The 19,020-nt window shown below is 41.9% G+C and carries 19 protein-coding genes and 2 pseudogenes; 19 read left to right on the top strand and 2 right to left on the bottom strand.

Annotated features, from left to right (window positions below):
* Position 1: 1 nt before the first annotated feature.
* The 3 genes from PN838_RS27475 to PN838_RS15930 all read left to right on the top strand — a co-directional run bounded on the left by PN838_RS27475 (position 2) and on the right by PN838_RS15930 (position 2,718).
* Positions 2-193: an efflux RND transporter permease subunit gene (locus PN838_RS27475; protein WP_370661048.1), complete on the top strand. Its 192-nt coding sequence runs from the start codon at positions 2-4 to the stop codon at positions 191-193.
* 5 nt (positions 194-198) lie between these two features.
* Positions 199-2,013 (top strand): efflux RND transporter permease subunit, encoded by a 1,815-nt coding sequence (locus PN838_RS27470; protein ID WP_370661114.1) that lies wholly within the window; start codon positions 199-201, stop codon positions 2,011-2,013.
* An 81-nt stretch (positions 2,014-2,094) separates the two neighbouring features.
* Entirely contained in the window at positions 2,095-2,718 is a 624-nt protein-coding gene (locus PN838_RS15930) for a LysE family translocator (RefSeq protein WP_272181289.1), read from the top strand.
* Here PN838_RS15930 and PN838_RS15925 read toward each other — a convergent pair.
* Positions 2,715-3,596 (bottom strand): alpha/beta fold hydrolase, encoded by an 882-nt coding sequence (locus PN838_RS15925; RefSeq protein ID WP_272181288.1) that lies wholly within the window; start codon positions 3,594-3,596, stop codon positions 2,715-2,717. The two genes, PN838_RS15930 and PN838_RS15925, sit on opposite strands and share 4 nt — an antisense overlap.
* A 128-nt stretch (positions 3,597-3,724) precedes the next feature.
* Here PN838_RS15925 and PN838_RS15920 point away from each other — a divergent pair, with 128 nt between their 5' ends.
* The 13 genes and pseudogenes from PN838_RS15920 (at position 3,725) to PN838_RS15875 (ending at position 13,594) form a co-directional block, all read left to right on the top strand.
* Positions 3,725-4,096 carry a type IV pili methyl-accepting chemotaxis transducer N-terminal domain-containing protein gene (locus PN838_RS15920; protein WP_272181287.1) on the top strand — a complete coding sequence of 124 codons (372 nt, stop codon included), beginning with the start codon at positions 3,725-3,727 and terminating at the stop codon, positions 4,094-4,096.
* A complete protein-coding gene (locus PN838_RS15915; protein WP_272181286.1) occupies positions 4,093-5,202 on the top strand; it encodes a sensor histidine kinase in 1,110 nt (369 codons plus the stop codon). The genes PN838_RS15920 and PN838_RS15915 overlap by 4 nt, the downstream gene beginning before the upstream one ends.
* 47 nt (positions 5,203-5,249) lie before the next feature.
* Positions 5,250-5,393: a hypothetical protein gene (locus PN838_RS15910; RefSeq protein WP_272181285.1), complete on the top strand. Its 144-nt coding sequence runs from the start codon at positions 5,250-5,252 to the stop codon at positions 5,391-5,393.
* A 103-nt stretch (positions 5,394-5,496) separates the two neighbouring features.
* Complete coding sequence (locus PN838_RS15905; protein WP_334313528.1) at positions 5,497-5,943, top strand: response regulator; 447 nt, start codon at positions 5,497-5,499, stop codon at positions 5,941-5,943.
* Between the two features lie 90 nt (positions 5,944-6,033).
* Positions 6,034-6,954 (top strand): annotated as a pseudogene (locus PN838_RS15900) (AAA family ATPase).
* A gap of 550 nt (positions 6,955-7,504) precedes the next feature.
* Positions 7,505-7,921, top strand: a complete 417-nt coding sequence (locus PN838_RS15895; RefSeq protein ID WP_272181284.1) for a DUF58 domain-containing protein — start codon at positions 7,505-7,507, stop codon at positions 7,919-7,921.
* Positions 7,922-8,606: 685 nt separating this feature from the next.
* Positions 8,607-8,846, top strand: a complete 240-nt coding sequence (locus tag PN838_RS15890) for a TgpA N-terminal domain-containing protein (protein ID WP_334313527.1) — start codon at positions 8,607-8,609, stop codon at positions 8,844-8,846.
* 38 nt (positions 8,847-8,884) lie between these two features.
* Positions 8,885-9,136 carry a hypothetical protein gene (locus tag PN838_RS27465; protein ID WP_370661047.1) on the top strand — a complete coding sequence of 84 codons (252 nt, stop codon included), beginning with the start codon at positions 8,885-8,887 and terminating at the stop codon, positions 9,134-9,136.
* A gap of 11 nt (positions 9,137-9,147) precedes the next feature.
* Positions 9,148-9,444: pseudogene (locus tag PN838_RS27460) on the top strand (transglutaminase-like domain-containing protein); the annotation flags it as partial.
* Positions 9,445-9,470: 26 nt separating this feature from the next.
* Positions 9,471-9,929, top strand: coding sequence for a hypothetical protein (locus PN838_RS15885; protein ID WP_272181283.1), 459 nt, complete (start codon positions 9,471-9,473; stop codon positions 9,927-9,929).
* 465 nt (positions 9,930-10,394) lie between these two features.
* Entirely contained in the window at positions 10,395-10,913 is a 519-nt protein-coding gene (locus PN838_RS26535; protein ID WP_334313389.1) for a beta-helix domain-containing protein, read from the top strand.
* Complete coding sequence (locus PN838_RS15880; RefSeq protein ID WP_334313388.1) at positions 10,864-13,128, top strand: beta-helix domain-containing protein; 2,265 nt, start codon at positions 10,864-10,866, stop codon at positions 13,126-13,128. The genes PN838_RS26535 and PN838_RS15880 overlap by 50 nt, the downstream gene beginning before the upstream one ends.
* A gap of 259 nt (positions 13,129-13,387) precedes the next feature.
* Positions 13,388-13,594 carry a cysteine-rich CWC family protein gene (locus PN838_RS15875; RefSeq protein WP_272181282.1) on the top strand — a complete coding sequence of 69 codons (207 nt, stop codon included), beginning with the start codon at positions 13,388-13,390 and terminating at the stop codon, positions 13,592-13,594.
* Here the strand turns inward: PN838_RS15875 and PN838_RS15870 are convergent.
* Complete coding sequence (locus PN838_RS15870) at positions 13,591-14,247, bottom strand: hypothetical protein (RefSeq protein WP_272181281.1); 657 nt, start codon at positions 14,245-14,247, stop codon at positions 13,591-13,593. The genes PN838_RS15875 and PN838_RS15870 overlap by 4 nt on opposite strands.
* A 461-nt stretch (positions 14,248-14,708) precedes the next feature.
* Between PN838_RS15870 and PN838_RS15865 the strand changes: the two genes are divergently transcribed.
* The 3 genes from PN838_RS15865 (at position 14,709) to PN838_RS15855 (ending at position 19,010) form a co-directional block, all read left to right on the top strand.
* Positions 14,709-15,017, top strand: a complete 309-nt coding sequence (locus PN838_RS15865) for a hypothetical protein (RefSeq protein ID WP_272181280.1) — start codon at positions 14,709-14,711, stop codon at positions 15,015-15,017.
* A 362-nt stretch (positions 15,018-15,379) separates the two neighbouring features.
* Complete coding sequence (locus PN838_RS15860; RefSeq protein WP_272181279.1) at positions 15,380-15,898, top strand: hypothetical protein; 519 nt, start codon at positions 15,380-15,382, stop codon at positions 15,896-15,898.
* A 352-nt stretch (positions 15,899-16,250) separates the two neighbouring features.
* Positions 16,251-19,010, top strand: a complete 2,760-nt coding sequence (locus PN838_RS15855; protein ID WP_441295813.1) for a TonB-dependent receptor domain-containing protein — start codon at positions 16,251-16,253, stop codon at positions 19,008-19,010.
* The last annotated feature ends 10 nt before the right edge of the window (positions 19,011-19,020 follow it).

The following is a 19,020-nucleotide window of genomic DNA, read 5'->3' as shown; positions in this document are numbered from 1 at the left end:
AATGCCGATGTTTGGTGTAACAATTAATATCCTGTCTTTGTTCGCCTTTATCATGGTACTCGGGATAGTGGTCGACGATGCCATCGTAATAGGCGAAAGTGCGTACTCTGAGATTGAGAAAAAGGTGGCGGTGTCGATAATGTTGTCCGCGGTGCACAGCGTGTTGCAACACCGGCCACATTTGGTGTTTTAACCACAATCGCGGTATTTGCACCATTTTTAGGTTCAAGCGGCCCACAAGGCGCGTTTTTCTATAATATTTCAGTTGTTGTTGTTTTGTGTTTGGTCTTTAGTTTAATAGAATCAAAACTCATTTTACCTTCGCATATTGCGCATACTAAATTCCCACCGATTAAAGAAAACGGCTGGCGTTCTAAGTTCAACAAGAAGTTCTTTGGCTTTGTATATGGCCCATACCGCAGCTTTTTAGCCAAATGTGTTGAATGGCGTTGGACAGTATTCATGACCTTTATCGCCTTGTTCTTTGTGAGTTTTGGACTAATAACGGCTAACCATGTTCGTATGGTACCAACTCCTAAAGTGCCACATGACTTCCCTGATGTTCAAATTGAAATGAACGACAATGTTTCTGACATTCAAACAATCGAAACATTACAGCTCATTGAACAAGTCATCATGCGAATCGAACGAGAGACTGTAGAACAATACGGTACTGGTATGGTTCGAGATATTTTGGCCTTTAACCAAGGACGAACTCAAGGCCGTATCGTTGTGCCATTGGTTGACGAAGAATTACGCCCATTTGATACCTTTGAACTTGCCCGTAGATGGCGCGAAGCGTTACCTCGTTTACCTGGCATGAAGTCGATGACCGTACGTGACGACGTCAATAGCCAAGGCAATGGCGACGGTGACTTTGGTTACTTACTATATGGTTCTGATATTGACACCTTAAATGCAGCAGGTTTGAAATTTATTTCTATGTTACAGCAGGAAAATGGGCTGTTTGATGTCAGTTCAACCATTGACCCTGCGAGTAAAGAAATTCAAATGTCGCTCAAACCTGTCGCGTATGACTTAGGATTAGATCTGCAGACGATTGCGTCACAAATGGGCGCGAGTTTCTACGGTGGTGAAGCACAACGTGTTATCCGTGGCGGCGAAGAAATCCGAGTCATGGTTAGATATCCTCAGTTAACACGCGAGCGTTTTGCTGACTTAAAATACGCTGTCGTGACAACTCCCGGCGGCCAAGAAGTCATGTTAGGCGATGTGGTTGAGTTAATTGAAAAACCTGGTATCAGCTATATTCGACGTGAAAACGGCTTCCGCAGTGTATACATTTGGGGTTCTATCGACGAAGAAACCGTTGAGCCAAATGAAGTTGTTGAAAAAGTCAGAGAAACATTATTACCTGATTTAAAAGTCTTATTCCCATCGGTGCAAACCGAACTCGGTGGTTCGATTGAAGAAGAACAATCACAGCAGAACGAACAAATTATGTTCTTCCTAGCTGGTATGATGCTGGTCTATGTGTTGCTCGCCGTACCACTGAAGAGTTACAGCCAACCTATAATCATAATGTCGGTTATACCATTTGGTTTAACCGGTGCGATTTGGGGCCATTATTTCTTTGGCATCGACCTAAGTATGATGTCGACATTTGGACTCATTGCCGCCGCCGGGGTGGTGATAAATGACAGCCTCGTTATGACCGACTACGTAAACCAAATGCGTAAAGAAGGTCATTCAATAACGCGGTCTGTCATTGATGCTGGTTGTGTTCGTTTTAGGGCGATTACATTAACGTCGATTACTACGTTTGTAGGTGTATTGCCGATTATGTTTGAAACCAGCTTACAAGCTCGATTTGTTATCCCAATGGCGGTAGCACTTGGCTTTGCCGTGTTATTTGCTACGGTGATCACTTTAATTTTGGTACCTTGTTTGTACCTTATTTTGGAAGACAGCCGAAAACCATATAGAGCCTTAAAAAAGCTTTATAGCAAAGAACCTAAGGTTAAATCAGACGACTTAGCTTCTGATCCATAACTCCAGGTTTAATAAAACTGTGGGCAAACCGGATACATCTGGTTTGCCTGTTTCCCCCTCAAATAGCAGTAATCCCGACTCATGCTAGATCTCACATTATTTGCCTTATTTATCCCTACATTTTTTGTCGTTAGCATTACCCAGAGTATGTGTATGACATTGGCACTTACTCTTGGTATGTCAATTGGTGTTAAACGCACGATGTGGATGATGTTTGGTGAATTACTTGGGGTTGCGATTGTTGCGGTGTCAGCGGTCATTGGTGTATCGACCATAATGCTGCAATACCCATTTATTTTTCAAATTCTAAAATGGGTCGGTGGCTTATATTTAATGTGGTTAGGTCTAAATATGTGGCTTAACAGAGGTAAACTTGCGTTATCCAGTTTGCCCCAAGAACAGCAAACCATATCGAGAAAGCAATTGTTTAATCAAGGACTGGTAACTGCCGTTGCCAATCCCAAAGGTTGGGCCTTTATGATTTCATTACTGCCGCCATTTATTAACCCTGAGCTGTCGATGCCACTGCAGTTAACGGTATTAGTTGCCATCATTATGGTCTCGGAATTTGTCTGCATGATGTTATATGCGTCTGGTGGCAAAACATTGGCTAACTTATTAAAGAGTGAAAACAACGTGACCAAAATGAACAAAATTTCAGGCACGCTTATGGTCGCAGTAGGAGTATGGTTAGCCCTTGGTTAATGTTCAGAAAGCCAATTTTTGATTAGTGGAAAATGGTCGTTTACCGCATTTTTGTCGGTAAGTATATTGATATGGTCATAGTCGAGCATGTTGCCATTGACCTTCGATAACTCCGAAAACTTTGCGTTTTGATTCGATTCATTAATAAATAAATTAACATCATCTGAATGACCCAACACCCGATCCTTAGAACCCGTTAAATGCCATGTTGGTGGCCAGTTAGTGGTTTTAGCGGACTCTCCGTAGTCAAATCCGTCAACAGAATCGACCCATTTACTTGGTTTCACCCAATCTGAGCTTTGTTTAACAGCTAAATACGTTTCACTTTCGGCACCAATACCAAGTTTTACAGCGTCTAAATAACCCGACTTTTTGGCCATCCAAGGTGCAAAGCGATGCCAAAACAAACTCACCTTTAATAACCGCTCGAGATTCCAAACTAACACCTGTCGCTTTGTTCCAAAGCAGATGGCAGATACTACTTTGTTTTGTAATTTCTCAAATCGGGTATAACTGCTGTGAAACAAAATACCGCCCCAAGAGTGGCAAATCACATGCATTTTACGGCCAGTAAGTTTAAACACATATTCAATAGCAGCCGGAATATCCTCAACAATGCATTCGTGATAACCATGGTTAAAATTATGCTTGATTTGAGGCCGACTTTTACCGCGTCCACGATAGTCTAAAACAAAGACATTAAACCCTTGGCTCGCTAGATAACAGGCAAGTCCCTTGTCTTTGTCATTATAAAATATCCGCCCATTTTCTATTGTGCCGTGCAGCATCAATATTGGTTGGCCGTCATCACGTTGATAAATATGACGTAAGTGCAATTGGTGAGTTTTTAGGTCTAAAGTTCGTGACGTCTGGATCATACTTCCTCCACTGGTCGGATGACATAATGTAGACCAATAAATTCGTAAACTCAATTAATTATTTCACTTGCGGTTCAACTAATTCCTAACTATTGTTACTTATCGAGAGGACTTTCGAATATAAGTATATGGACGTAAATACACAATTTTCTAACACCATCAGCAATAAACACAGATTTGGATTAGGCGTAATCTTTGCGCTCGTCATCATTAATCTAATGGCATTGCAACTCACTATAAAACAACAAAAAAGTGATAATCACTTAGTCAACATTGCTGGTCAACAAAGCATGTTGTCACAGAAGATCACACTGTATTTAACTCGTTTAGCGCAATCTTCTGACATGCAAACTCGTCGTCAAAATCTAACCATACTTGAGGCCGCAATTACCCAATTCGAACAGAACCACAATCAGCTCACTCAAACATTGCCTCTAGCAAATAAACAAACATTATCGGATGAAATTCAGCGGCTTTATTTTGAAGACTCCCCTCTTTGAACAGCGACATCATTGATTTTATATTCTGGGCGAGAAGAACGGTCGAGTTTGGATTTGATGCCACATTAGATGAAATGCCGTTCTCCACAATTGAGCGACTAATGACCAAATTAAATTCTGGGGTCGATACATTTGAAGCTGCCGCCAATAACAACCTAGTTAAATTGGAATGGGTTGTGACTGTGTTGACCATCGCCATGATTATTGCGCTTATTGCACAACTGATTTACGTATTTAATCCATTACAGAGGCTAATAACTACTGCGATTGCACAGCTATCTAGTGAGAAGGAAACCGCTCGAAAATTGAAAGAACAGGCTGAATTTGCAAGTGAAGCCAAAACGCTCTTTATGCAAAATATGAGTCATGAATTACGCACCCCACTTAATGGCTTATTTGGTATGTTGGAATTAGCAATTGAACAAGAAGGCGTTATTGCGAAAGACACTCTTATTCGAAACGCTAAGCGTTCCGGTAATCAACTCCTACGTATTATTAACGAAATTTTAGATATTTCGGCGATCGAAAATCGAGAACATACCGTTAAAAACAGTAACTTTTCCATCACTCAAATATTCGACGAGTGTTTGTCGCCAATAGCCATTATTTGCGACCAGAAACACATCCAGTTAGAGATGGACATTTCAGAAGCAATTCCAGAAAATTTATATGGTGCTGGTAATAAACTTAGGCAAATCATCAACAACCTACTTAATAACGCCGTTAAATATACTGACCACGGAACCATATCGTTTAAGGCACACTGTCAGTTGCAACAAGAAAACGTCTTACTTTCCATCGAAATCGCGGACACTGGTATTGGCATGACAAAAGATCAGCAAAGTGTGATTTTTAGTGACTACTCACCTGAAGATTTGACTAAACATTATAATCGTGCAGGCCTTGGACTTAATATTGTGTCTGAACTCACCACACTAATGGATGGAGAATTAAAATTACACAGTGAATATGGCAGAGGCTCCAAGTTTACGATTATTGTGCCCTTTGCCTTGGCAAAAGCCCCTCTGAGCAGGAACTCGAAATCGTTAATTTCAATAATCAATACGACCTCGCCCATAAAAAAGTCGCCGTCGTTGATGATTTAGCCACCAGCCGAAAGCTTATTTTACATCAACTTGTTGCCTTAAATGTAATGGCTGAAATCTTTAGTTCTGGTGAAGAGTTATTAAAATGCGATATTAATCAGTTTGATTTATTTATCATCGATTTGAACATGCTTGTAGTATGGGTGGTGAGCAAGTTGCGGAAATACTTAAACCGAAATTATCACCGCTAAAAAATCAAAAACTAATCCTCATTTCAGCGTCTGAAGACAACCTTGACGCTTTTCAATTAAAGGAAAACTTATTCGATTTCCATTTTAGTAAGCCACTGCAAGAATCGAAGTTTTTGACACATTAATCACTGCATTATCAAACGACAAACTCGATCATACCCCGAGCAATTTCCATATTCTTGTCGCTGAAGATAATGACATTAATGCCCATGTTGCTGAGCAATACTTAAAATCTATGGGCTATAAAGTAAGTCGAGTGAGAGACGGACAACAAGCCATTGATTTATGCAGTGATCCCAATAATCAATATGACGCTATATTGATGGATATCAATATGCCTAAGGTTGATGGTTATGAGGCGACTAAAGTTCTGCGCGAAAAACTTAGATTAACCATTCCAATAATTGCATTAACGGCCAACGCATTTGAAGAAGATATTAAAAAATCCCTTGCAATCGGTATGAACAAACATTTGGTTAAGCCCTTTGACAAAGAGGATTTACAACTCGTATTACGGTCCCTACTGGCCGAAAACGAAACGACTAATTAATCATTTTTAGGATCCAAACCTGCTGGTTTTTATAGGATTTTGTCGGTTTTCAATCTAGTATCATGGTGTACGTATAAAAAGAGCAGTAGCATGACAAAAAATCAGCAAACGATCTCGCAAGTATTAACACAACTAAATTCAGTTTTATTAGGTAAACCGCATCAGGTCAAACTCGCGGTGACCTGCCTTTTAGCCAATGGGCATTTGTTAATTGAAGATTTACCGGGAATGGGAAAAACAACATTATCCCATGCGCTCGCCATTGTTTTTGGCCTTGATTATCAACGTATTCAATTTACCTCTGACGCACTTCCTGCTGACTTAATTGGTGTTTCGATATTTAATCAACACACTCATGCCTTTCAGTTTCACTAAGGGCCTATTTTTAATCAGTTAATTTTAGCTGACGAAATAAATCGGGCAAACCCAAAAACCCAAAGCGCTTTGTTAGAAGCCATGGAAGAGTTGCAAGTGAGTGTTGACGGTACAACCTACCCACTACCAAAGCCGTTTTTTGTCATTGCCACACAAAACCCGTTGCACCAAACCGGAACTTACCCACTGCCTGAGTCGCAATTAGACCGCTTTTTGATGCGAATTAGCATAGGCTTCCCGCCACACGAGGCAGAGCTAACTATGCTAAAAAATGGCGGCGCAAATCAGACACTAAAATCGCTGACCGCCGTATTTACTGGAAAGGAATTGGCCGAAATTCAACAACAGATCCAAGATGTGAATATTTCTGATGCCACCTTAGGTTATGTCATGCGCCTGCTGCATTTTACTCGTCAACCTGGGCAATGCCCTAACCCACTTTCTCCCCGTGCAGGCTTGGCTTTGATCAGTGCGGCGAAGGCTTATGCTTTTATCGAAAACCAAGACTATGTTACGCCTGATCATATAAAACAGGTTTTTGGTGCGGTTGCTGAACATCGATTTGGTATTCATAGCGTAAGTAATGAACACTCTATGTCAGCCGCCATTTTAAATAACGTCGACCCCTTGTTGTAATTACGATGGCTACCCAAAAAAAGGGACATTAAAAAAGTTTATCGAAAAGCGAATTCCTCGCCAAACGCGGATGACGTTAGACCATAGCCGTTTATTTATTGTTCCTACGGGTTTTGGCTTCAGTTTACTTCTGATGATCGTGTTGCTTTTTATCCTTGGAACCAATTATCAAAACAACCCTATCCTTATTGTCAGTTACTTGCTGTTTACTTGGCTTTTCGGTGCGATGTACCTATGTTTTTTAATTTAAACGGCGCCACGCTGGCCTTAACAGACTTACCTGACACTGTGAGTGGTGAGCCATTCTCAATGTTGTTGCACCTAGGCTCTAAAAAGATCGTCACAATTGGATTTTTAGCTTACCTGACCGTTCCGAGCATTGCGTGTTTGACGTCAAAGCGAACACGACGTTTACGGTTCCTTGCACGGCGAAACAGCGAGGCCACCAGCAATTAGGAGATATTAGACTTCAATCTCGGTATCCATTTGGGTTATTTCGCTGCTGGACTTTTTACGCTTTTCCAACAAACAATGGGTTTACCCTTCGCCTTTGGCCGAACCATGGCAATTAGGTTCAGCTACTGCAGGCTCAACTTTACAAAATCATATCGACAGTTTGGAACTTGATACCTCAACTAAACAGTCAACCAGCGACATGGACTTTGATGAGCTCCGCACTTACCAAGTTGGGCAACCCCTTTCTCGTGTTTCATGGAAACATCAAGCCAAAAATCCCGATGCAGATTGGTTGGTAAAACAATATTCCAATAACGACATCGACTTAAAGTGGCTGTCCTTGTCTTCCCTATCGGGCCACGACTTAGAGCAAAACTTATCGATATTGTGTTTCGCCTGTTTTGAATTAACCAAACAAGACGCCGAATTTGGGTTGGCATTAACCTCGTCTTTATTTGGCAACAAAATCATCATGCCAAATAGAGGGAAGCCCATCTTACTGAGTGTTTAAAAGCCCTTGCCTTGTATGGACTAACATCACATGAAGCTTAATTCGAGCAATACGCGATTTGAGTTAACGCAGCAAATTATTGCCAGCGTTTTATTCTGCTTGATGTTTGCATTGGACGAGCCTATCACGACAGCGGTTTTTATTGCCTGCTCTGGTCTTTTGGTCTTTCGATTAGTGTTAATCCACCAAGGCTCAGCATTACTTAGTGTCTTATCCCGCGCATCCAGTAAAAATATCGGGGCTCTGGGGATGACGGTTGTTATCCTGTTGTCTGTTCGGCACTCAGGCTTAATCAACGCTATGGTCAACTTGTTGTTGGCAGGGTCTGCTCTTTGGTGGTTTACCCTGCCCGCTACAATTAATAGTCAAATACCCCGACAGTTTTTTATTATGCATAAATTGTGTTTATGTCTGTTTTTCCTGATCAGCGTTGGTTTTATTTACGAACAAACACTTTTGTATAGCTTGCTGTTTTTCGTGCTCATTTTGATTACTTGGCTAGCCCTTTTTATTTGTGAGAACCCAGAACAACCCATATCAAATACATTTCGATTTTTGATTAAGTACACTCTGGTTTGCGTGCCATTAGCAGCTTTGATTTTTTACTGTTACCAAACCTAGCGCCTTTTTGGAAACTACCTAAACAAGAGCAAACGGTGTCGGGCCTCAGTGAAAGTATGACACTATAGGTGATATAGCCGAATTAGCCCAATCAACCCGTTTGGCCTTTCGAGTCGCATTTGATGACAACAATCCGAGCCAGCAGCAGTTGTATTGGCGTGTTATGACAATGCCTAACTTTAACGGAAAAACCTGGGCAATCGCCGGGTTGCCCAAACGTTCTCGGAATGCCCAACAATCAAATTCGTCCCTATATATTGCTGATGATTTATCGTCTGACAACGACGTTTCCCCTCTAAAATAACCTATTCAGTAATAGCGGAACCAACCCACCAGCCTTGGTTGTTTTCGTTGGCAAATAGTCATTCAAATACCGACAAAGTGAACCATAACCACGATGACACTTTAAGTTATGCCACTAAATTAACCACTAAACTGAAATATGAAGCGCAAACTGGCCAGCTGGCTTTAGTGTCTGTTTTAGGTGCGGAGCAAGCGGTAAAGGTTTCAACTAGACCAATAACTTTGACGGACAGGCAAAAGAAAAAAACCTATATTTGCCACCTAACCTACATGCAAATACGGCGGAGTTAAGCCATCGTTGGATGTCTATCGCAAAGCAAACTACCAGTGACAAACAACAGCAGAGCCAACTTTTTATCAAATCTATTGCCAACTACTTCCGTCAAAATGGTTTTATATACACCTTAACGCCACCCAAATTAACTGGGGATCATATAGACAACTTTTTGTTTGATACACAACAGGGCTTTTGCGCCCACTATGCCAGTGCAACAGCAGTTATGTTGCGACAACAGGGCATTCCTACCCGAGTTGTCGCAGGGTATCAAGGAGGCGAATACAACCCCAATGGCAACTACTTTAACGTTTATGACTCATCAGCGCATGCCTATAGGTCGAATTTTGGGTGCAACAAGCAGACAATAGCAATTCTGGACATTGGTACCGCTTCGACCCTACTGCGACGATTGCGCCAAATAGGATTTTGCAGGGACTTGGCGGCTCAGAGGTCATTAATAACAACGTAAATGTCGAGCCGATGGAAATGGTTAAATCCGTCGCTTGGTTAAATACCCTACGCCAGCAAATCCAATCTCTTGATTATTATTGGACGATATGGGTTTTGGATTTTGATCCCACCCGTGAAGAGAATCGCATTACCAGTTGGTTACAAAGTACCGATATGCGCCATATCCTTTATGTATTTATTACCCTAGTTGTCATCATTGCAGGCGCGGTCTGGATGACAATCAGACCCCGTGGCCAAAGTAATGAAATCACCCAAGTATTAACCAAACTAGAACAACGTTTAACAAAATATGACAAACAACATAATCCTAAAAAAGGCTTACGCCCCGAGACTTAACACGCCAATCACAGCAAACCCTTGCCGACTATCAAGCGCACTTATTGCAATATTTCCCCGAACTGGCGGAGCCATTAAACGCCATTTTTTCTAACATTGATGCCTATTTGTACCAACCCCAAGCAAGTGACAAAAATGTATTTATTAAAATCGTTTTTCGTCAAATTTCAGAGTTAAGTTAAGATCGAGTCACTAGCAGAGACTCAATTGTTACGGTCTCATATCCGCTCACAAATATTATAAAAAACGTTAAATATCAGTCAAATAACTAAAATTCAAACCGGTTTCAAAGTCCCATTTATTTCTAATTATGACAACCCCAAATGACCATTTGTAACAGAAGCGTCATACAGTCGTTATAAAAATGACATTAACAACCAGTAGATTGTGCCGCAGATTTTTCGATTAATTGGACATTTTGTCCAGTCAGTAATTAACAACAAAATTTTGAATGCGGAGAGCAAAATGGAACTTAAAGATTTATTTAAATTGTCAGCTCTGACTGTTGCTGTTTCATTAACAGCGGCTTGTAGTAGCGATGATGACAAAAAGACAGAAGTTGATGAATGTGCAGTGACGCCAATTCCAGCTGGTTGTGCAGGTTATGAAGAACCTAAAACGCAAACTGAAATTGACCAAGAAACACTTGAAGCTGAATACTTAGCGGCAACTGGCGTTGAAGCCGACATCATTCTTCTTGAAGGTACAATTACTGCTGACATGACGTTGGAAAGCGACAAAGTTTACGCACTTCGTGGTCCTGTTGTTGTTGGTAACGACAATGCGGATGCAACGATTCTAACCGTAGAAGCCGGTGCAACAATATTTGGCGAAACTGGCGGCGACTACTTAGTTGTTAGTCGTGGTTCAAAAATTATGGCTGAAGGTACAGCTGACGCGCCAATTATTATGACGTCTAAACAAGACATCCTAGGTGAGCAAACAGCACCTTGGTCAATGGGGCGGTGTTGTTATCCTTGGTAACGCAAGCTCAAATAAATGCCCAGACGACGGTACGTCTTGTGCGCTTCAAGTTGAAGGGGCATTTGATGGAGCGGTATTTGGTGGGACAGACGACACAGACAACTCTGGTGTGTTGAAATATGTTGTTGTTAAATATGCGGGTTACGAAATTGCCCCAGACAACGAATTAAACGGCGTAACATTTGGTGGTGTCGGTTCAGGTACGGTTGTTGACTACTTGCAAGTACACGCAAATGCGGATGACGGTGTTGAATTTTTCGGCGGTACAGTAAATGCTAAACACTTAGTATTAACAGGCAACCAAGACGATTCAATTGACTGGGACAACGGTTTCCGTGGCTCAATCCAATATGCTTACGTTGAACACAATCGCAGTGGCGGTGAAGCAAACCGTGGTATCGAAGGCGACAACGACAAAGACATGACTAAAACACCAGTGTCTAACCCAATGATCGCTAACTTAACTATTGTTGGTAACAGCTACGATACTGCAGACAAAGATTCTGAAGGCGTTTACTTACGTGAAGGCACAAAAGCGTCAATCTACAACTCTATCATCACAGGCGCTGGCGGCGAATGTTTTGAAGTTGAAGCGGTTGATGTAAATCCAAACGGTCAAGACTACTTAAGCAATGGCGAAATCACGATTCAAAATACCGTAATCGCGTGTTCTGAACCATTCAAGTATGGCGATGCTGACGTAAACCTAGATACATGGTTCACTGATGTTGCTAAAAACAACTCACTATCTGACAGTGCTTTCTTAGCGGCTAACGGCCAACCACTTGCACATGATGACTCTCCAATTACAGGCGATAACAAAGTTGTTGCAATGGATGTTGTAGGTAAAGGCGCATTAGAAACTGCAGACTTTATCGGTGCAATTCCTGAAACATCAGATTGGCGTGAAGGTTGGGCATTTGGTTTCGGTGGTGGTGTTCCATCAGTTGCAGGTTGTCCTGCTGGCACAGCATCAATTGATTCTGTTGACGGTGTAATGGATACATGTGAAATTTCTGGACGTTTAACGTCAAACCTTACATTAACTAATGACAAATTGTGGGCGATTAACGGTCCGGTATTTGTTGGTGGTGACAAAGAACAGTCAGCTATCTTAACAGTCGATGCAGGCACAACAGTTTACGGTTCGAATGGTGGCGACTACTTAGTGGTTTCACGTGATTCTAAAATCGAAGCGGTTGGTTCGGCGACAGCGCCAGTTGTATTTACATCTAAAGAAGACGTTCTTGACCAAACTGAAGGTTCTGGCCAATGGGGCGGCATCGTTATCTTAGGTAACGGTATCTCTAACAAATGTCCTACTGACGGTTCTGAATGTGCTCTACAAGTTGAAGGTGTCACTTCTGGTGGCGTATTTGGCGGCACAGACAACACTGATAACTCAGGTACATTAAAGTATGTTGTTGTTAAAAATGCAGGCTTTGAAGTTGCTCCTGACAACGAGTTAAACGGTGTAACATTTGCTGGTGTTGGTTCTGGTACAACGGTTGATTACTTGCAAGTACACGCAAATGCAGACGACGGTGTTGAGTTCTTCGGCGGCGCGGTTAATGCAAAACACTTAGTCCTTACTGGCAACAAAGATGACAGCGTAGATTGGGACAACGGCTATGTAGGTAAACTACAGTATGTTCTTATCCAACACGATTCTGCAGACGGCGAAGCTAACCGTGGTATCGAAGCGGATAACGACAAAGACATGTCTAAAACACCTGTATCTAACCCTATGATTTCTAACATCACTATCATAGGTAACGCCTACGACACAGCTGATAAAGATTCTGAAGGTGTTTATCTTCGTGAAGGTACAGCAGCTAAGTTCTACAACGCGGTTATTACTAACGCAGGCGGCGAATGTTTTGAAGTTGAAGGCGCTGACGTTAACCCGAACGGTCAAGCTTACCTTGAAGCAACTAGCGGTTTACAAATCAGCTTCATGACTTCTGTAATCGCATGTTCTGAGAACTTCAAAAATGGCGACAACGATGTAGACCTAGACGCATGGTGGACAGCCGCTGGTAACACTAAAGCAGCAGATAAAGCCGCAGTGTTAAATGGTTACTTCACTATCGACGCAACAACAGCGACTGATGTTAATGCAGTAGATTCGTTCTTCGACACAACTGATTTTATCGGTGCGGTTAAAGATGCGGACAACGACTGGACAGCGGGTTGGGCAGTAGGTCTAGACTAAACTCCAGTAGAGTAAATTCGTTAAGGTTGGTATCAGCCTTAACGTCCAATATCAAAAGCCACTGCATGTCAGTGGCTTTTTGCTATTTACTTTTTACGTGATAGCTATTTGGAATTCGGTTTATCCCATTCCTCAGAGCTAACAATTTTGATAATGACGCAGAAAATGAACAAGGTGCGGAAATCTATGGATATTCAATTATGATCGCCTATAATTCTGCGCAGCGTTGTCCCGTTAACCAGTTTTATACGAGGTCCATTTGAGTAGCGAAGTCATCCGAGTTGAACCCAATTTATGCCCTTTGTGTAATACCGATAACCAGTGCGGAAATCTGACAAATTGTGGAGAAGATTGTTGGTGTACATCACCCGACATTACGTTTACCAAAGAACTGCTAAACAAAGTGCCGGATGACCTTAAAGATAAAGCCTGTATTTGCAAAGCGTGTGCGCTAAAGCAAAATTAATGTGGTTGGCTTACCGATTTTTGACTTGCGTCAAAAAAGCGTTGAGTCTCTACTGAACCTATACCAAAGGTTGAATCGTAATTTGATTTGTTGTGAGAACTAATATTCACCAACCGATTGCCTATGACTCGATATTCATCATGGCGCTCACCTGACGCTTTCAATGAAAAGACGATATACGCACGCCCTTTCCCGCTGTAGGTAAGCGTTGACGCCATTGGGAATCCGTTGTCGTCGATAATGACTCGATAGTCGCTGTTAAATTTATCCACATAATCACGCGTTCGTTGATCATTTATTATTGAATCCAATGCCAGCTTAAATTGTAACTCTCTTACTTGCTGACCTTTGTATTCCACTTGTTTTTCAGAAACAAACTCAGCTGTTTTTAACATTTTTAGTAGACGCTGAGATTGGGATAATATCGCAGTGACATCTCGAGTTCTAAGTTCGTTTAGTCCCTTTAATGTCGGCGTTTTAGCCTCTTCATCTTCTGCTACCAATTCAAACTCGGTTTCCAATTGACTCATAATATCGGCGTCATAGGTAATCGCTAAGCCATTTTTACCATAGTTAATATACGAACTGATGTAACCAGAGTTTTGCTCAAAATCATCATCGTCTTTTTCACCGCGGGTTTCATCTACCGACAAGGTAATTCGACCCGATACCTTAGCTCGTTTCAGTGAGCGATGCTAACGATGTTTTTAATTCATCGAAGCTGTCGGCATAGACGTTCGGGGAAAAATAACTACAGGCCAAAACCAAAGGGATGGCTAGTGAGCGTATTTGTGCCGAATTAACTTTGCTAAAAGGGGTGATATTGAACATGTACTTTCCATAGTGAAATATATAATTAATGACATGGTAACTGCTATTTTAAAAAATAGTGTGCAGGCAGTTTGACCTAGTTAGAAGCTAAGTTAAAACCCACAATTGTAACAAAGAATGTAGTTTTAGATCCCAAAGCACTCAGTTACCGCGATCAAGTCGAGGTTCTGTTTTGATTTTGTTACAACTTCGTTTTGGCTTTTTTACTTAACTCACCTGTCAGACTTGCAACATTTGATTTCGTTCAATAAATTGTAGCTTGTCTCCTTTTTTGGATTGCCTTATGTTTCAGCAGTATTATCAGCGATTTTTAACCGCAAACCCTAATGTTCAACATTTTGCCTGTCACAGTCATCATTATTGGCCCGACGTAACACGAGAAGCGATGTTGGAATACTGGGATGACACCGCAGAACTGGTAGACGATAAATGGCAACGAATTTTGGGCGAAAAAATGCCGCAGTGCCAATCGCTTATTGCCGACGCACTGCACATCCAAGCACCTGAACGAATTGTCTTTGCGCCCAATACGCATGAACTTCTCTACCGTATTTACAGCATTTTTGACCAAACAAAAAGATCAAGATTCTAACCACGGACAGCGAGTTTTATTCATTTCAAAGACAAAGTGAACGTTGGCAACAGGACGATCTCGTCGACATAGTTCGAATCCCAACCGAGCCCTTTAGCACCTTTGAACAACGTTTTACTGAACAAGCGAACAAGGACGAGTACGACTGGATCTTCTGTAGCTAAGGTCTTTTTTAATTCCAGCTTGGCCATCTCAGATCTTAAGCAGTTTATCGATGGCTTACCGCAATCGCCAATCATCACCATTGACGGCTATCATGGTTTTTTGCTATCCCTACTGACTTAAGTGAATTAGAACACAAAATATTTTACCTCGCGGGCAGTTACAAATATGCTCAGGGCGGTGAAGGCGCATGTTTTGCTGTGATCCCAGATGGCAACTTCCAGCCGAGTTACACGGGTTGGTTTGCGGAATTTGGCGATCTCCACCAGCGTGTTCCCGGCAAAGTCGGTTATGCCAAAAATGGCCAACAGTTTGCCGGTGCGACAACGGACTTATCGGCTATGTATCGCTTACACGCGTCATTAACTTTATTTAAAAAGAATGGCATTACCGTTGATACCATCCACAACCATGTCCTCAAATGCCAACGGGCGTTTTTAGCCATCATCGACGACTTGCAACACCCTGACATTAATCGCAGTAATCTAATCCAAAATAGTCTATTTGATGCCATCGAGTCCTCGAACGACACGCCAATTAACAGGGTAAATCAACACGGTCACTTTTTGACATTTAGGTTACCTGAGGACAAAGTCCAACAACTCGCAAGTTACCTTAGTGAACATGGCATTAAAACCGATTTCCGTGGCGATCGTCTGCGTTTTGGTTTTGCCCTGTATCACCAACCTGAGCAATATGACTTGAGTTGTTTAACGTAAAATCACAAACGTAACTTGATGGCAAAAGACGATGATAATCGCTCTTTTGTCATCCTTTTATTTCACGCCTATTTAATCTCATGCCTCTGTGGTTTGTTGAACCATGTTAGAAAGCTTCGATAACGCCTGATAAATCAATGCATCCAAGTCTAAGCGCCTTGGCATTTCCAAAATATGACAATCCCTTCGCTGTGACATATTTCTGTAACTCTTGCTTCATCTAAGTGTCACAAACCGACCGTAGACTAGCGTCAAAATTTTATAGTTTAAAAATACTAAAAGAATCAATGACTCTGGAGTAATCATGAGCCTAACTAAATATCGATTTGGTTTGTCAGCATTAACATTAGCCATGACAGCCGCACTTGCACCGACCTTTGTTTATGCTGAAGATGACAAAGACGAAGACGTAATGGAAGAAGTAGTCGCAACGGGTACACGCCTAAAAGGCAGTGCCGCAGCCGTTCTTGAAGAACGCCGTGGGCAAGCATTTGTTGCCGACATCATGGGTGCGGAGCAGATTTCTCGTACCGGCGATGGTGACGCTGCATCAGCGCTTCGCCGCGTAACGGGTCTAACATTAGTCGATGGTAAATTTATTTATGTTCGTGGATTAGGTGAACGTTATTCATCAACCCTATTAAATGGTGCAGCAGTACCAAGCCCAGATCCAACTCGTTCGGTTATCCCACTGGATTTATTTCCTGCCGATATCATCGAGGGTCTAGCGGTTCAAAAATCATTTTCTCCTTCTATGCCTGCAGCTTTTGGTGGTGGTAATGTCGACATCCGTTTAAAGAGCATTCCAGATGAACGCATTTTTAATTTCAGCGTTAAACTCGGCGGCAACACCAATAACTTTGACGACGGACTTACCTACACAGGTAGCGATACAGATTGGTTGGGACAGGATGACGGTAGTCGTGATGCGCCACAATCAATCAGCCAGTTTTGGGCTCCGGTAGGCGAAGCTTCTACTTCACTTGACAGAATTAGTGCAGACGAAAGCTTACAGGGTCTATTAGATTTAAATAAAGACCTAAATCCAGAAACCACGACAGTCGCTCCAAATCTAGGGTTTGATGTGGCTTTTGGTGATGTCTATGACGCCGGTGATTTAACGTACGGCTTCATGACTACTTTTGCCTACGATAATGCTTGGCAAGTCGCTAAAGAATATCAACTAGAGCAATGGGCGTCGTTTGATAACGAAGACGGCTCAAAAGAATATACGTTTGTGCGCGGTTACGACGATATACTAACGACCACAAACGAAGTTAAAACGTCGTTTATGTTAAACCTCGGCGCCAATTACAACAAAGCTCACGAGTTAGATTTAACCTATATCGTCTTAAACGATACGAGCGATAAAGCCCGGAATAAATTTGGCCGATCGAGTAACGTTTCACCATCTGAAAATAATGCCATTTTAAACGGCAAAGAAATTGTATACGAACAACGTAATTTAACGGCTTTGCAAATTCGTGGTCAGCACACATTTGCTGATTTGAATTTATTAGGAATCGATTGGATTATTTCTGATTCTGAATCTCGACGTGAAGCACCAAGCGGCCTTGATTTGTCTTATATTGTTGGTGATACCAATGAAGACGGAATTTACGACGCAGAAAACGAGTCATCACTTCGTTTAGGCCGTACCGCTGCACGTTTCAATTTCCAAGACCTGACCGATGAAGTCACTAACATTGGTTTTAACGCGTCTCTACCAGTTTATCTTTCTAATTTGGAAATGGAATTTAAAGTCGGTGCAAGTGCTGTTGAAAAAACACGTTCTGCTGACAACCGACGCTTTGATATCGATACCCGCGCTTTGCCATCAGGGTTTGATTTAACGGGTAACAATATCAACGAAATACTTGGCAACGATGCCATTGCCGACGCGAGCTTAGTGCGCTCAGTTCTAAATGACACCACAATTGCCGGTGACTTATACACAGCCGAGCAAACCATTAACGCGTTTTATGCCGAAGCTGACTTCTTTATCAATAACGTATATCGCATCTCTGGTGGTTTTCGTTTTGAAGACTTCAGTCAAACTGCACTGCCTTACGACCCATTTAGTGGCGAAGTTCAGCTAACAAATAACCAAACGTCTGTAGATGACTTAACGTTTGAAGAAGACGGTATTTATCCTTCACTTGCCTTAACGTACATGATGAATGACGAAATGCAGCTTCGTTTCAGCTATGGTCAAACCGTTGTTCGCCCTGACTTAAGAGAAATCACCGCGGCGACTTACATCGACCCGCTTACTGAATTTCCAGTATCAGGTACACCGGGACTCGAAACCACAGATATGACCAACATTGATATCCGTTGGGAATGGTACATGGCTGCGGGTAACAACATTTCTGTCGGTATCTTTACTAAAGATTTAGACAAGCCTATTGAAGCCGTGCAAAGCCCTTCTCAGGACGGTCCACCGCTTATTCGTATCGCCAATGGCGAAAACGCGTCAGTGACAGGTATTGAGTTTGAATTCCTGCAGGACCTTTACGTTTTAAAAGACGTTTTCGGAACTTTTGCTGAAAATTCGTTTATCTCAGGTAACCTGACATTAAGTGATTCTGAAATTAACTTGGACCGTCAAAACATCGTTGACCAAACTGGTGTTTCGACCTCGATAACCAACTTAGAACGTCGTCTAACAGGGCATTCTGAATATGTGGTTAACTTACAATTAGGTTATGACTCAGCAAATGGCGAGCATTCTGCGACGGTTGTTTACAATGTATTTGGTGAACGTGTGATTGTTGCCGGTATCGACGGCTATGATGACGCCGTTGAAAAACCATTCCATTCTTTGGACATGAATTACACATATTATCCAACGTACGATACGTCCATTAAACTAAAACTCACCAACATTTTAGATGAGCAAAAGAAATTTCTTTTGATGACGAGCTTCTACGTTCGACCACCAAAGGTATTGGCTTCAGTGTTGCTTACAAAATGGAGTTTTAATCTAAGCTCCCTGTCGCTTATTAACGCGACAGGGGAACGCAACAACCATGTTTTATCCACAATTTCATTATTTTATATCAGTATATTGTGGATAAACACACCACGCTCACCGCTACATATGCCTTAATGACAGCATT

It is taken from the genome of Psychrosphaera algicola (assembly GCF_028401425.1).
GTDB lineage: Bacteria > Pseudomonadota > Gammaproteobacteria > Enterobacterales > Alteromonadaceae > Psychrosphaera > Psychrosphaera algicola.
The sequence above is the reverse complement of the archived record's forward strand: the minus strand, read 5'-3'. Positions and strand labels throughout refer to the sequence as shown.